We start from the raw sequence: 15,094 nt of genomic DNA, 5'->3' as shown, positions 1-15,094 counted from the left end.
TTCTATGGAACGCTTTGTCCTTCCATACCTTCCAGCAATTGTGGCAGATACCAAACCTGCTGGTCAGTGGCCACTTCACCATCATTGAGATAAGCAGTACCATCCTGCAGGTTCAAAGGACCTTTCCATAAATTGAGGCCTCCGGCAAGCTCGCCGATAAATTTATCCAGCTGCGTGCCAGCTTCCGCGCTCAATGCCGCACCCTTCTCAAAACCAACGGCTGATGTATCAGGATTATTGATGTTACTCCAATCAGGTCCATTCCACTCAAATGCAGAGGCAAAATTACCCTCAACAGCCAGTTTGATATACTTCAAATAAGAGGGACCCCAGTTAAAGTACGGTACCCCGAGACAAATCTCAGCGCCTTCTTCACAGGAGCCTTTATAATCGTACGGGATCGCCCAAGCAGGTTTATCCGCAGTGGTTAGCTTTTTAGCTTCTGCGACAGCTTCTGTAGTGTCGATTCCGGAGATGACTACATCATATCCACTGTTGAAAAAGTCATCCGCCACCTGTGTTGGGTCTGAGGTCACACCTGGGATGTTGAACCAGAACCCGATCCAGGTAACCTTGAAGCTTAGCTCAGCCGCATCTTTGCCCATGTAGTCCGTCCAGCAGTACTTAGCCCCAAGATATGCGGAGGAGGCAAGGCGGCGGGTTTCATCATTGATTAATGGACCGAGGTAACCAATCTTTCCAGTTTTGGTCGTCAATGCAGCTACGCATCCAGCCATCATCTTGCCATATTCCATGCGACCCATGATGTTGACCATCTTAGGCAGATCAACATACGCTTCGCCTTCCTTCCAGGACTGATCTCCCGACGCCATGATGACCGGGATGTCTGGATGGTTCTTGGCAAACTCAGTGGCACTATCCTTCATATCATCTGAGTTGAAGATGACGAGTTGTGCGCCTTGATTTAGCAAGTCCTCAGCCAGCTGGGCAGGGGTTGTCCCAGGCCGATCAGCTGTGTTCACCTTGTCCACATAGATCATTTTCGCGCCGGGTAGTTTTTCTTCGACGTACTTCCCAGCAGCGTAGTGAGCTTCACTCCAACCATGGTCATTGTATGGGCCAACCATGAGTATGCCAAAGGTAAATGTCTGGGCAGTCGTAGGGGCAGCAGTCTCCACTGGAGCCGTCGTGGCGGTTTGGCAGGCAGTGAAGATCATTACAAAAACGATCATTGCAGAAATCAATATCATTGTTTTATTTTTAGACATACACACTCCTCCTTAATATGAAGCTAATAAGATAAATATGTTGGATATGGGATACACTGGAGATTAATATCGCAATCCACTACCTCCTTAGATAAGATTCAAGTAAGACCATCGAATTGTTGATTGCTCATCGACAATTTTACACTACAATTGTATCTTAAGGCACAATCCAGGTACCCGTTTCACCACGTAATGCCCGGCCAATATTTTCAGGATTGGTGATCAATGCTTGCTTGCCACCAGCTTCCAGATACCAGAGAATGGCCTGGATTTTGGGTGCCATTGAACCCTTCGCAAAGTGAGTTCCTTCAGCAAGGTACTGTTTTGCTTCAGCTAAGGTCATGCGGTCCAGCCATTTTTGATCGGGTTTTCCAAAATTTATAGCCACTTTTTCGACTGCAGTTGAAATCAAGAATAAATCTGCATGGATCGCCCTGGCAAGCAGGCTGCTTGCATAATCCTTATCGATCACCGCGGCTACGCCGTGATATTCCCCATCGTCCGTATCGATTACTGGTATACCACCACCACCAACCGTGATTACCACCACACCTGCATTTACCAGCACCTTGACCGTCTCAAGCTCGACGACTTCTTTAGGAAGAGGTGAAGCGACCACCCGGCGCCAGCCTCGGCCGGCATCTTCCACGACAGACCAATCCATATCCCTTGCCCTGCGTTTTGCTTCAGGCTCGTCCATGAAACCGCCAATGGGTTTTGATGGATTCTGGAAGGCTTTGTCATTCCGATCGACCAGCACCTGTGTAATCACCGTGGCAACGTTCTTTTGAATGCCCCGCTTGTATAGCTCATTTTGCAGGGTTTGTTGCAGGGCATACCCTATTGCTCCCTGGCTGTCGGCGCCGCATACATCCAGGGGAATCTCGTGCATCCCTTCCACACGGGCAGCAATTTCTGACCTTCGCAGGATAAACCCGACTTGCGGTCCATTACCATGCCCGATTGCCACATCCCATCCCGCTTCGATCATGTCTGCGATATGGAAGGTGGATTCCTTGGCTGCCAGGTACTGGTCTTCAACCGACTTATGCTTCTCATCCTTGATCAGTGAATTACCACCGATGGCAACGACTGCGATTTTCCGTTGATTCTCGCTCATTTTTACCCTCATCATTTCATGGTCAAAGCCATGACAGCTTTTTGTGCATGCATCCGATTCTCAGCTTCATCATAGACAACTGACTGGGTGCCATCGATTACCTCATCGGTGACTTCAATGTTCCGATCCGCGGGAAGTGGATGCATGTAAATTGCATCACGTTTAGCCAGTGCCATTTTCCGCTCGTCCGTGATCCAGTGCTTATACTTCTCGATAATTTTAGCACCCTCGTTCGCATCGGGCGTATGTACCATCGCACCCCATGATTTGGCATAGATGATGTCTGCATCCGTAAATGCAGCTTCCATATCCTCTATCACCTCAAACCCAGTGCCAAATTTTTTAGCTTGCTCCTGAGCCTGATCTATAATTTCAGGCATCAGCCTGAATTCAGGCGGATGGGCGAGCACAACATCCAATCCGAAGCGAGGCATCTGGAGCACAAGCGACTGTGGAACCGACATGGGCTTTTGGTAAGAGGCTGCGTATGCCCAGCTAACCACCATTTTCTTCCGGCGTAAATCACGACCTTTCTTCTCTATGATCGTCATCAGGTCGGCCAGGCACTGGAAAGGATGGTAAATGTCGCATTGCATATTTAGGATGGGTACCCTGGAAGCTTTGGCTACAGCATTCAGGTAACCGTTCCCGATCTGCCAGTCAACATGCCGGATTGCAATGCCATCAAAGTAGCGCCCAAAGATCTCGCCAATTTCCTTAGGAGTATCGCCATGGGCAATTTGGGTCGTTTTGCTCTCGATAAATGCTGCATGACCACCTAATTGAGCCATTCCAGCTTCGAAAGAACCACGCGTACGGGTGGACGAAAAGAAGAATAACATCGCCAGGACTTTATCCCGTAAATATGCATGAGGTTCTCCTAATGCACGTTTCCGTTTGAGGTCAAAGGCAACCTCAAGAACGGTCTCAACTTCTTCCTTCGAGAAATCCAGGTCGCCAATCAAGTCACGATTTCGTAAATCTGTTTGCATATATCACTCTCCATACTGTGTCAGTCAACGTAACCTACATTATAAAAAATGATGAACGATAGTACTCAAATGATGCGGATTATGAGGAGTAATAATAAAATGGGTGCTTCATATTGGACGAAGCACCCATCTGTATTTACTCCATTGCACCCAGGACTAAAGCCAACAGCGCCATGCGAATCACCACACCATTGAATGCCTCAACCCAATATCGCTGGTGGCGGGTGTCATCGACTTCTACGGATAACTCATCCATGCGCGGTAACGAATGCAGGATAATCGAATCTTGCCGGGCTTTTCGCATAAGTTCTCTGGTCACTTTGTAATTATCTGGTGTAAGTCCAATCGTTGCGCCACGCTCATCACGTGCCTTCGTATAATCTGGTTGAACTACAGGTTCCATGTAGATTACATCCGCTTCAGCGATGGCCTGTTCGACATGCTCAATCTCCGTATAGCTGAGATTCAAATCATTCAATTCCTTTTTGAAATCTTCAGTCAGACTCATCTCAGGTGGCGATACATAAAATGCGTTGATATCAAATTGTGACATGGCATAAGAAATACTGTGCATTGTTCGCATGCGCATATCGCCAATCAACAGGAAGTTTAAGCCGTCCAATGTACCTTTTTCAGTCATAATGGTATACAAGTCGGTGAGTACCTGGGTAGGATGCTCGCCCCAGCCATCCCCCGCATTGATCACGGGGATGCTTGCCCATTTCGCGGCTTCATGTGGAGCACCTTGCTGGAAGTGTCGCATTACCATGACATCGCCATAGAACTCAAGCATGCGCACGGTGTCCTTGATCGATTCCTGGTAAAAATCTCCTGCGCGGGTGTTTTTGACATCTGAAAAACCCAACACGTGCCCACCGAGGCGGTGCATTGCAGCCTCATGGGCTAACCTGGTTCGGGTGCTCGGTTGGTAAAAAGCAGTCACCAGGGTTTTATCTTTGAGCATGTCGGAGTTTCGACGATCTCTGGCAAATGGTAGCAGCTCGTCAGCCGCTTCGAATACCCTGAAATACTCTTCCCTGCCAAAATTTTTCAGTGACAGGATGTCTCTACCTAAAAAACTACGCATTTTTATCTCTCCTTTTTTGTTTGAAAATATATTTATTTGATTAATGTCTATACGCAATTCATTAAAGACTCAGGCCTACCCGTCTGATGATATGAAAGTTGAAATACCCAGGCAGGAAATAACTATATGAGTAATCCACCACCCTTCCGTTTGTACTGTACAAATATGCAATAAATCGCAGCAACACATCCCCTCGTTGAATTCGCAGTGCTTTGGCTACCTCTGATTTGGCCGTATCGGCGTTGATTTCACATCGCGACGATCCCAACGGCGGAGCTCCCCGACGAAGCAACAGATCCAACATCGAGCCCGTAAATCCATGCTCCAGCTCTTCGGGTGTCAGGATATCATCGGGGATGACATCAATGAGATAGGCAACAGGCCGACCTTCAGCTTTGATGATGCGTGACACACGGAGGATTGGTTCGTTTATATCTGCTGACAAAGCTTGAGCACATTCTTCATTTGCAGGGCAATGCTCAATGACCAACTCTCCCATCGAAACCTGCAATCCTATCCGATTTGATAGCGTTTCAATGCTTTCCAATACTTCCAATCCAGTGTCGATCACCTGGGAAGGATGGATCACATAGGTGCCCGAGCCTTGATGACGATAGATCAAACCTTGAGTCTCAAATGTCCGCATGGCCTCTCGCAACGTTGCCCTTGATACGTTCAATTGGCGGGCTAATTGCGGCTCCGTCAGTAACCTGTCACCCGGCGGGGTATCGGCGATGATCCGTCCAAGCGCTTCATGCAGGCGTTGTGAAGTGGAGACACCATTTTTTGCCATCTCAAATATCCTCATCCATCGATGACGGGAATAAACTGGAACTTAGTGACATCCAGCAGACCCAGATCCGAAAGTCGTAACTCTGGGATGACCACCAGCGCTAACAGGCTCAATTGCATATTAGGATTATTGAGCTGGCATCCACAAGTCTTAAAACCCTCCAACACTGTCCTTGCTTTCTTCGCGACAATATCAGCGCGTTCGCCAGACATCAGCCCGGCAATCGGAAGCTCCACTTGCCCGATCACCTGACCATCTCGGATCACCACCTGGCCACCACCGATTGCCCGAAGCTGGTTGGCAGCGACCGCCATTTCAACATCGCTCGTCCCAACTACAATCATCTGATGGCAGTCGTGGGCAACTGTTGTAGCGATGGCACAAGAGGTGGTAAATCCAAAACCATGCACCAGGCCAACCTGTACTCGCCCTGTGCCTTGATGGCGTTCGACCACTGCCAATTTAGCAATATCCATTTGTGGATCAATCTGCACTTCACCTGATGTTACCTCAACCTGCATTCGGAGATGCCTGGTGGGTGCCTGGTTCTCGATTACTCCGATCACTTGGGCTTGATGGGTTCCATCCTTTGCCGCAGGTAAGCTGAAATCTTTTGCCTGTAGTTCATGTCCCAGATGCACCGATGCAATAGCCCAGGCGGGGTATTGATATTGGGGCAAATCGACCAGTACATCACCATCTGTGCAAATAAGTTTACCCTTGGCTACTACCGCTTTTACATCCAGGGTTTCAAGTTTATCTACAATCAGCACATCGCCGTATCGACCTGGGGCAATCAAACCCACATCTTGTGTTACACCGAAATGTTCCGCAGGGTTAAGCGTGACCATCTGGATGGCAGTCAGTGGGTCGAGGCCATGTGCAATTGCTTCTTTTACAGCACGGTTTACATGCCCTTCATCAACCAGTGTTTCACAGTGAGAGTCATCCGTGCACAAAATGAAGTGCCTTGGATCTACTTTATGCTCAGTAACAGCTTTGATCTGTGCCTCAACATCGTGCCAGGCAGAGCCAAAACGCAACATGGGTTTCATCCCCTGACGGACCCTTTCCAGGGCATCTTCCAGGCGTGTCCCTTCATGATCATCCTGCGGCCCCCCAGCCACATAACCATGGAAAGGCAGGCCTAAATCGGGGCTGGCGTAATGACCGCCAATCACCTTGCCGGCTTTTCGGGCTTCTGCCATTTCAGCATGCATCTTGTCATCGTTTAAAAACACTCCAGGGAAATTCATCACCTCCCCCAGACCGACAACCCCCTCCCAGCTCATCGCTTCGGCAACTTCACGCGGGCCAAGAGTTGCTCCAGGCGTCTCCAAACCTGGCGCTGACGGCACACAAGATGGCATCTGCACCCATACATGGATTGGTTGGCAGGCTGCTTCCTCCACCATCAATCGTACACCTTCCAATCCAAAGACATTGGCGATCTCATGGGGATCTATGAACATACCAGTCGTACCATGCGGGATTACTGCGCGCACAAATTCAGTGACCGTTAGCATTCCAGATTCGACATGCATATGGCCATCGAGCAACCCTGGCACCAGGAACCTGTCCTTCGCATCAATCACCTGGGTATGTTCACCAATTGTGTGCCCGGCATTTTCACCGACATACGCGATACGTTCATCTTTTATCGCAATATCTGTATTTGGGAGAACTTCCGCAGATTGGACGCATACCCAACAGCCATTACGGATAACCAAATCTGCAGGAACCTTACCCATGGCAACATCGACCAATGACTTGCTGATTGTTGAGCTAATTATTCCCATTTACCAGCCTCCAGGCAGCTTGATTGTGCTTTTCGATTAGTTTATGAGAGTCCAATCCTGCCAGCTCACCTTGATTCACAACCACTCTTCCATGAACAATCGTATAATCCACTTTTACTGGCGCACAAAAAACAATAGCAGAGATCGGATCATGCAATGCACCAGCATATTCCAGTCTCTTCAGGTTGATGGCGAAGAAGTCTCCACACTTTCCCACTTCGAGGGACCCCAGATCAGGGCGCCCCAATACACTCGCCCCCCCGAGGGTAGCTATCTCAAGCGCCTGCCGGGCGGTCATTAAGGGTGAGCTTGTCTCGCTGGACTTTGAAGCGCCAGCCAGCCCTGCTTTTACCCTGGCAGCCAGTAATGCCTGCCGAGTTTCCTCAAGTAAGTTAGAGCCGTCATTGCTTGCCGAGCCATCTACACCTAGACCGAGTTTTACCCCAGCCTGCAACATGGCCATAACTGGTGCAATGCCCGATGCCAGGCGCATGTTTGAGGTTGGGCAGTGCGCCACTCCGCACCCGTGATCGGCATAAACTTTGATCTCACCTTCATTAACATGTACGGAGTGTGCAAACCAGACGTCACGGTTGATCCATTCATACCTATCCATTAGCTCAACCGGACGTTCACCAAATTTTTGCAAACAAAATACTTCTTCATCTTGGGTTTCAGCAAGGTGGGTATGCAGCTGCACCCGATACTGGCGTGCCAAAGCTGCACTTGATCGCATTAAATCACCTGTCACGCTGAATGGCGAGCATGGGGCGATCACGATCTGGATCATCGCACCGGGTTTCGGGTCGTGATAGCGTTCAATTAGTCGCTGTGAGTCTTTTAAGATAAATCCTTCATCTTCCACAACACGATCTGGCGGTAAACCACCTTTACTTTCTCCCAGGCTCATGGACCCGCGCGATGCATGCAAACGCAGTCCGATTTCTTTTGCTGCTTCAATTTCATCATCCAGTTTTGATCCGTTTGGGAAGATATACAGGTGGTCAGAGGCTGTCGTACAGCCGGATAACGCTAACTCTGCCAGAGCAGCCTGCGTGGATATGAAAATATCTTGAGGTGTCATCCTGCCCCAAATCGGATAAAGTGTTTTTAGCCAGTTGAATAAATTCGCATTTTGAGCAGCAGGGACTACCCGGGTAAGAGTTTGATAAAAATGGTGGTGAGTGTTAATTAAACCAGGCAGGATAATATGGTCTCGCAGATCCAGGATTTCGTCGGCAGTTTGTGGGAGGTGCTCGGTTGCGTCAACTTGCTCAATGAAACCATCCCTTATGAACAGTCCCCCTTGGCGGATTTCCCTCCTCTGCTCATCCATCGTTACCAAAATTTCAGCATTACGAACTAATAATGTGCCCATGATCTACCTAATTATGCTCTTTGGACGTAAGTTGTCAGACAAATAAGTTTAGCAAATATTTATCTACTTGTCAATTGTCAGACAACTTTTTCCAAGAAAAAACGACTGCAGGAATGATCTGCAGTCGTTAATTAATTTTTAAAGAGTTTTTGCCTGGATCTTGGCTGCCCTGACGGTGTTACGCAGCAGCATGGTGATCGTCATCGGCCCCACGCCACCGGGATACGGTGAGATCCAACCTGCGACTTCCTTGGCTTCGTTGAATGCTACGTCGCCTGCCAGGCGGTAACCTTTTTCTGTGGTGGGATCATCCACCCGGTTGGTTCCAACGTCAATCACCACTGCACCAGGCTTGATCCAATCGGCTTTCACCATTTCTGGTCTACCGACCGCAGCGATCAATACGTCAGCACTGCGGCAGATGCTGGGGAGGTCTTTTGATCGTGAATGGCAAATCGTGACAGTTGCATCACGCTTCACCAGTAAGAGTGCGACAGGCATCCCCACGATGTTTGATCGCCCTAAAACGACCGCATTTGCTCCTTTGAGATTAAAACCGGTTTGGTCGATCAGATATATACATCCATCAGGTGTGCAGGGTACAAATAATGGCTCGCGACCTTTTTGGGCTAACCGGCCAATGTTGATTGGATGGAATCCGTCTACATCTTTTTCAACGCTGATGGAATTAAGGATTTTTTCATCATCCAGATGATCGGGCAAGGGAAGTTGAACTAAGATCCCATTCACTTTTGGATCTGCATTCAGCTCCTTGACCAACCCCTCCACTTCAGCCTGGGTGGCTGTCTTTGGTAGGACATATCCATAGGACTCAAGCCCATATTTTGCACAGGTTTTCCGCTTCATGCTTACATATTGCTGTGATGCCGGATTTTCACCCACTAATACTGCTGCGAGGCCGGGGCAGGGTAGTCCATTCTTGACCATAGCCTGTACATCTGCAGCAATTTCAGTGAGTAACTTTTCTGAAATTGCCTTCCCATCAATGATTTGCGCTGTCATAATCACTCCTTCTACTAGATATAGTGGCCGTTGTATTTAATTGGAATGAAATTGTTCTGATGGAATACGTAGTTCATTATCCATGAAAACAGGGAAATTTACAAGTATCATTAGTCCTAAATTCAAGGAATAAAGCCGATCTTATTGTTTTCTGTAGTATATAAACCTGGTGAGAATCAGGAGCTTACGCTCCCCAAAAGATTTCCCCTTAATACAATGGAGGTGAATGGTCATTTAACTGGATTCGGTCTCCAAGCTGGGTCAAAATCATATGCTGGATCTATCAGGATGGCATGTCGATCAACACCGTTGGGCCGCATCACTGAGATCTCATGATTCCCCGAATACCAGCTGGTAAATAACAACCAGTATCCATCGATAGAGTAACTTGCGTCGGTGATCAGCAGAGAATTTGGCACACTTACCGGCATTGCTCCGGTCAGGGTATACGGCACCGCTATCAACGTGGTTGCTCCTGTCGTATCCGATAGAACCGAGGTCGAGAAGATAACAACCGAACCATCTGGTGACCATGAGGGACTACTCACTCTGTAATCACCACCGCCTACCGTAAGACCATGCCTGTTCTCACCATTCACATCCATGACACCAATCCGGTTATCGCTATTGACATAAGCGATTTCCTGCCCGTTGGGGGACCAGGCCGGTTGGTAGATGGCCCTGGTTTCATCATCGAAGAGTGAAGTCACAGAATTTGTCTCTAAATTAATAACATAAATTCCCGGAACACCATTGTTGCGTAGCGATGTAAAAGCAATATGCTTACCGTCCGGTGACCAGCTTGGATCATAATCCCCTCCGGGGACGTTGGGCAGAGGCGTCAGGCCTGATCCATCTGCATTGATCAAGAATAAGCTTGCGCCAGGGTAATAGCTTTGTTGCCTTATGCAAGGGGAGATGAATACTAACCTCAACCCATCAGGAGACCAGCGAGGCTGACAGGCCCCTTCAGGGATATTGGTTACTTGCTTTATCTCACTACCATCATTGTTCATCAGCCATATCTCAACTGCACCACTTCGGTTAGTCGTAAAGGCAATTTGGTCTGAGCCTCCAATTGGGGTTGGAAGGGGTGTATTCGTTATTGTCGGAGATGGACTCGGGGTAGCTGAATATGTAGCTGTTGGAACGATGGTAATTGTACTTGTCGGTGTAAAAGTAGGCGTAGGAGTTTTTGATTCAATAACCACCAGGGGAATTGAAGTGCCAGTTGGTGTAATACTTAGTGGTGTGTAAGTGGGACTGTTCTGAGGAAAAAACTGTCCGATTGCTTGCGTTACCATTCCCGGATTAATGATATAGGTTGCTATCCCACCTAACAAGATTAGTGGGAAAAACATTAAGAGCAGCCACCTCGAGCGCCGGCCTTTTTTCGATCCGATATTTGCTGAACGTGAGTCTCCTCGTTCCAATTCAAGCGGCTGGGTGGAAACTTTTTTTCCACCAACCTCCCCAGGCTTTCCGGAGGCTTGGGCAGGTTGATTGCCGCGCTTTCCTTCAGGCAGCCGATCGTGCAAGGTGATTGGTGGGGGTTGCAGTACTAATTCAAGGGGCAATTTCCTACGTGAGATGCTCCTGGCTTCCATCAGGTCATAACGAAGTTCATCTGCCGTTTGGTACCTGTCCTGAGGCTGGATTTCCAGGCATTTTTCAATGATCCTGGCAAGTGTATCGGATATCTTCGGGTTATGTTTCTGAATAGGTGTCAGGCCCACTCGCTTCATCGCCCGGTCAAGGCCATCTTCAGGTAGGGCATTGGTCAGCGCACAGTAGAGGGTAGCTCCTAAGGAATAGATATCTGAACGTGGATCTGTCCGCGCCGTACCATACTGTTCCGGTGGTGAATAACCTGGTGTCATCGCTCGCGCCCCTGTGTGGGTTGCTTCGCGCCCTTCTACAACCTTTGCCAGTCCGAAATCCACCAGATAAATATGTCCATGCGGCGTGATGCGAACATTCCCAGGTTTGATGTCGCGATGCAGGATCATTGGTTGGCGTGTATGCATATAGGATGTCGCATCACAGATCGCGACCCCGAGGACGATCACCTCTTGTTCTGGTAAACAACCTAACCTGTCAACCCGTTGGCGCAGGTCTTCACCTTCAATAAAATCCATGACTAGATACTGCCCCTGTGGCTCAATCACAAAGTGATCAGACACTCGGGGCAGGTTGGATTGACGCAGGCTGGCTAAGATTGTCGCTTCTAAACGGAACTGTCGGGCGAATTCCTCTGTAGTGAAGAGGTTTTCCTTTACTGCTACCTCAACTCCCAGGTTTTCATCGATGGCTTTATAAACTGCCGCCATTCCCCCTTGTCCAAGCACTTCAACAATGCGGTAGCGATTATTAAGCAGTGAGCCAGGTTCCAAAGCCATTTAGCTAATTATACGTTAGCACAGGTATTCTGGAATAGGCACAAATATAATTATTCAGCAGTAAAACACCTGATTTCGGGCAATGACCATATTCGGTCCGGGAGGTTATATATCCAGGTTTTTTACATCCCGGGCATGGGTCTGGATGAACCTGCGGCGTGGGGGAACCGCCGAGCCCATCAGCATATCAAATGTACGGTCTGCTTCCGCTGCGTCATCGATGGTAACCAGCAACAACGTGCGGACCGTAGGATCCATGGTTGTATCCCAAAGCTGTTCAGGGTTCATTTCACCCAAGCCCTTATATCTCTGGAGGGAGATCCGGTCAGCTGAGACCCCTAGTTCTTTCATAATCGCATCTTTTTGTGCGTCAACGTACGCAAACTTTACCTGATTTTTATATGCGATCCTATACAAAGGTGGTTGCGCAATATAAAGGTGCCCTTCTTCAATTAAAGTTGGCATAAAACGAAAGAAAAATGTCAGTAATAGAGTTCGGATATGGCTGCCATCCACATCAGCATCGGTCATCACGATCACGCGACCATAGCGTAATCCAGAGATATCAAAATTATCACCGATTCCAGTACCCAGGGCAGAAATCAGCGCTTTCACTTCATTGTTCGCCAGGATTTTATCCAGTCGGGCCCGTTCAGTGTTCAAGATCTTGCCACGCAATGGCAGAACCGCCTGAAAATGCCGGTCACGCCCTTGCTTGGCTGATCCACCTGCCGATTCACCTTCGACCAGATACAACTCAGTCTTTTCCGGATCCCTCTCCGAACAGTCAGCAAGTTTCCCAGGTAGGGTCAAACTCTCCAGAGCAGATTTACGGATAACCAGGTCGCGTGCCTTTTTGGCGGCATCCCGCGCCCGGGCAGAGGTTAGGCACTTCTGGACAATCGCCTTTCCTGCTGATGGGTTTTCCTCCAGAAACGTACTGAACCTGTCGCCAACTACCTGCTGGGTGAGGGTCTGGGCTTCAGGGTTCATTAATTTCACTTTCGTTTGGCTCTCAAATTGCGGATCAGGATGCTTGATACTGATGATCGCAGTCAGGCCTTCCCGCGTATCATCCCCAGTGAAATTTGGATCCGCATCTTTGAGTAACCCGTTGCGGCGAGCATAATCGTTTATTGTACGGGTGACCGCAGCGCGTAAACCGGTCAGGTGCGTGCCGCCATCGATGGTGTTGATCGTGTTGGCAAATGAATAGACCGACTCCGCATAAGACTCGGTGTACTGGATTGCCGCATCAATGGTGATCCCCTCGATCTCTTTCTCCGCATGTACCACCGGGTGCAGGACATCACGATTGCGGTTTAAATACCTGACGAATGAAGTGATGCCGCCTTCAAAATAGAAGGTCATTTCATGGCCTACCCGTGCGTCTTTGAAGTAGATCGTCACACCCCGGGTGACAAAAGCCATCTCTCGGAATCTTTGAGAAAGTGTGTCAAACCGGTAATCCAGGTCACCCTTAAAAATATCTGGGTCGAATTTAAAAGTTGTCTTTGTGCCAGTTTCTTTCGGAGACGATTTCCCAATTTCTGAGATCGGACCAGTCGGGTAGCCTCGTTCATAACGTTGAAAATACCGCTTGCCATCCCGCCGCACTTCAACTTCGCACCACTCCGACAGGGCATTGACAGCCGACACACCTACCCCATGAAGGCCACCGGAAACTTTATAACTCCCACCACCGAATTTTCCCCCGGCATGCAGCACGGTCATGACCACTTCTAGCGCCGATTTCTTCATCGTTGGATGCATATCCACTGGGATACCGCGTCCATTGTCAATAACGGTCACGCTGCTGTCTGGATTGATGATCACCTGGATCCGATCACAGACTCCCGCGAGTGCTTCATCAATGGAATTATCAACTACCTCGTAAACCAGGTGGTGGAGGGCTTTAATATCCGTCCCGCCAACATACATGCCAGGCCGCCGGCGGACTGCTTCAAGCCCTTCCAATACCTGGATATCCTTTGCTTCATATGAAACAGGTAATTTCTGGTCAGCCACACGATCCTCCAGGTATTTTCCGATTAAACGAGAGTTGCTTGCCGGGACTTTAAAATCCGTAGTGTCCCTTGTGTCCATTGGTCTGCGTCGCGGTAATAAATAAAGCTGGCAGCTAAAAGCGCGCTTGTTATGAAAGCATGCCCTCCAAGTCCAATCAGGGTTAGCCAGGATTTTTCTGGTGGCACCCGCCAGAGTATATCTAGTCCCTCACTGATGAGCAAAATCGATAGGAGAAACAGAGCAGTTGTCGGTAAAGTCATGCGCGTCATGACCATGCTTCTCTGCACTGAAGCAAGTGCATTGTTATGATTCACGAATATCCCATGTGCAGAGAATATTAATGGAAATGCAATCCAGATGACAATGGCAAAGTACATAAAAAAAGCAAACTGACCAAGAGGGATCCCGAATAACGCAATTGAGGAGATTAGGCAGCTGGATGGAATACTAACCACGATAAACAATAAGATCATCGCCAAAGCCAGGCTAAAAACCTGAATTGAGCTCCACACCCAATCACTCATGCACATGTGGAAATCGATTTTTCCATATAGCGAGATTTGTGCAACCAAAATATAGTATAAACTTCCAATCACCAGTCCGATCAGGATTAATAGGAGCACAATACCTACAATAATCATTGGATTGGTCAGGTCAATAAATAACGGCAAGCGGATTGGAATTTCCAATGGAGATCTGGAAGCCATGAGGCTTGGCACACCCACCGGAAATGTTCGTAAGAGACTGAGCAAGTTAAATTGAGATGCAAGACCCGCCAGCGCATCCTTCAGGTTTGCAACAACATCGCCAGTCTCAAGTGTGCTGATCGTGGATGAAGAGATTAAATTGATATAGCTGGTTAGTAACTGTTTTATTTGTAGATGTGGACCTAACCAAAGAAGCAAGTCCAATCCAACAGGAATGAGGATGATGGCGATTTTATTCGCCACAGCATCAAAACCTGCACGCAGTGATGCAAGCATATTCGGTGGAACCGGCATAATTTGTGTGTCGATTTTATCCATACGGCATTTCATTTTACCATATCGGAATGTGAGCCTGGATTGGTTTAGCTGGCCAAAGCACCAACACGCATTAAGCTTCTAGATGATTGCTTCACAAGAAGCGACTCAATTGATTAAATTCCTGCGTCGTGGAAAGCTCTTCCAATCAGGATTGATACGGCAACCAATACCCCTAGTCAATTCAAAAGATAATGTTAGCGAACGGTCATCGCTCTGTCAAA

Annotated in this window: 11 protein-coding genes; all 11 read right to left on the bottom strand. The window is 48.4% G+C overall.

Annotated features, from left to right (window positions below):
• Positions 1-2: 2 nt before the first annotated feature.
• Positions 3-1,211, bottom strand: a complete 1,209-nt coding sequence (locus C3F13_11260) for a BMP family ABC transporter substrate-binding protein (protein ID PWB52420.1) — start codon at positions 1,209-1,211, stop codon at positions 3-5.
• Between the two features lie 175 nt (positions 1,212-1,386).
• Entirely contained in the window at positions 1,387-2,349 is a 963-nt protein-coding gene (gene arcC, locus C3F13_11255) for a carbamate kinase (protein PWB52335.1), read from the bottom strand.
• 11 nt (positions 2,350-2,360) lie between these two features.
• The gene (locus C3F13_11250) at positions 2,361-3,341 is read right to left on the bottom strand and encodes an ornithine carbamoyltransferase (GenBank protein PWB52334.1); all 981 of its coding nucleotides are present in this window, start codon (positions 3,339-3,341) and stop codon (positions 2,361-2,363) included.
• Between the two features lie 136 nt (positions 3,342-3,477).
• Complete coding sequence (gene pyrB / locus C3F13_11245) at positions 3,478-4,428, bottom strand: aspartate carbamoyltransferase (protein PWB52333.1); 951 nt, start codon at positions 4,426-4,428, stop codon at positions 3,478-3,480.
• A 61-nt stretch (positions 4,429-4,489) separates the two neighbouring features.
• Complete coding sequence (locus tag C3F13_11240; GenBank protein ID PWB52332.1) at positions 4,490-5,236, bottom strand: hypothetical protein; 747 nt, start codon at positions 5,234-5,236, stop codon at positions 4,490-4,492.
• Positions 5,233-7,020 carry an adenine deaminase gene (ade, locus tag C3F13_11235; protein PWB52331.1) on the bottom strand — a complete coding sequence of 596 codons (1,788 nt, stop codon included), beginning with the start codon at positions 7,018-7,020 and terminating at the stop codon, positions 5,233-5,235. The genes C3F13_11240 and ade overlap by 4 nt, the downstream gene beginning before the upstream one ends.
• Positions 7,007-8,401, bottom strand: coding sequence for an 8-oxoguanine deaminase (locus C3F13_11230; GenBank protein PWB52330.1), 1,395 nt, complete (start codon positions 8,399-8,401; stop codon positions 7,007-7,009). The genes ade and C3F13_11230 overlap by 14 nt, the downstream gene beginning before the upstream one ends.
• Before the next feature lie 135 nt (positions 8,402-8,536).
• Positions 8,537-9,421 carry a bifunctional methylenetetrahydrofolate dehydrogenase/methenyltetrahydrofolate cyclohydrolase FolD gene (locus C3F13_11225; GenBank protein ID PWB52329.1) on the bottom strand — a complete coding sequence of 295 codons (885 nt, stop codon included), beginning with the start codon at positions 9,419-9,421 and terminating at the stop codon, positions 8,537-8,539.
• 230 nt (positions 9,422-9,651) lie between these two features.
• Positions 9,652-11,820, bottom strand: a complete 2,169-nt coding sequence (locus C3F13_11220) for a hypothetical protein (GenBank protein ID PWB52328.1) — start codon at positions 11,818-11,820, stop codon at positions 9,652-9,654.
• 105 nt (positions 11,821-11,925) lie between these two features.
• Positions 11,926-13,926, bottom strand: a complete 2,001-nt coding sequence (gene gyrB, locus C3F13_11215) for a DNA topoisomerase (ATP-hydrolyzing) subunit B (GenBank protein ID PWB52327.1) — start codon at positions 13,924-13,926, stop codon at positions 11,926-11,928.
• The gene (locus C3F13_11210) at positions 13,872-14,873 is read right to left on the bottom strand and encodes a hypothetical protein (protein ID PWB52326.1); all 1,002 of its coding nucleotides are present in this window, start codon (positions 14,871-14,873) and stop codon (positions 13,872-13,874) included. The genes gyrB and C3F13_11210 overlap by 55 nt, the downstream gene beginning before the upstream one ends.
• Between the last annotated feature and the right edge of the window lie 221 nt (positions 14,874-15,094).

The sequence above is a fragment of the Anaerolineales bacterium genome, from assembly GCA_003105035.1.
GTDB lineage: Bacteria > Chloroflexota > Anaerolineae > Anaerolineales > UBA4823 > FEB-25.
The sequence above is the reverse complement of the archived record's forward strand: the minus strand, read 5'-3'. Positions and strand labels throughout refer to the sequence as shown.

What these genes read in the sequence shown, in the direction of transcription:
- C3F13_11260 (PWB52420.1), bottom strand. Translation starts at nt 1,211, where the DNA reads ATGATATTGATTTCTGCAATGATCGTTTTTGTAATGATCTTCACTGCC.
- arcC (PWB52335.1), bottom strand. Translation starts at nt 2,349, where the DNA reads ATGAGCGAGAATCAACGGAAAATCGCAGTCGTTGCCATCGGTGGTAAT.
- C3F13_11250 (PWB52334.1), bottom strand. Translation starts at nt 3,341, where the DNA reads ATGCAAACAGATTTACGAAATCGTGACTTGATTGGCGACCTGGATTTC.
- pyrB (PWB52333.1), bottom strand. Translation starts at nt 4,428, where the DNA reads ATGCGTAGTTTTTTAGGTAGAGACATCCTGTCACTGAAAAATTTTGGC.
- C3F13_11240 (PWB52332.1), bottom strand. Translation starts at nt 5,236, where the DNA reads ATGAGGATATTTGAGATGGCAAAAAATGGTGTCTCCACTTCACAACGC.
- ade (PWB52331.1), bottom strand. Translation starts at nt 7,020, where the DNA reads ATGGGAATAATTAGCTCAACAATCAGCAAGTCATTGGTCGATGTTGCC.
- C3F13_11225 (PWB52329.1), bottom strand. Translation starts at nt 9,421, where the DNA reads ATGACAGCGCAAATCATTGATGGGAAGGCAATTTCAGAAAAGTTACTC.
- C3F13_11220 (PWB52328.1), bottom strand. Translation starts at nt 11,820, where the DNA reads ATGGCTTTGGAACCTGGCTCACTGCTTAATAATCGCTACCGCATTGTT.
- gyrB (PWB52327.1), bottom strand. Translation starts at nt 13,926, where the DNA reads ATGGACACAAGGGACACTACGGATTTTAAAGTCCCGGCAAGCAACTCT.
- C3F13_11210 (PWB52326.1), bottom strand. Translation starts at nt 14,873, where the DNA reads ATGGATAAAATCGACACACAAATTATGCCGGTTCCACCGAATATGCTT.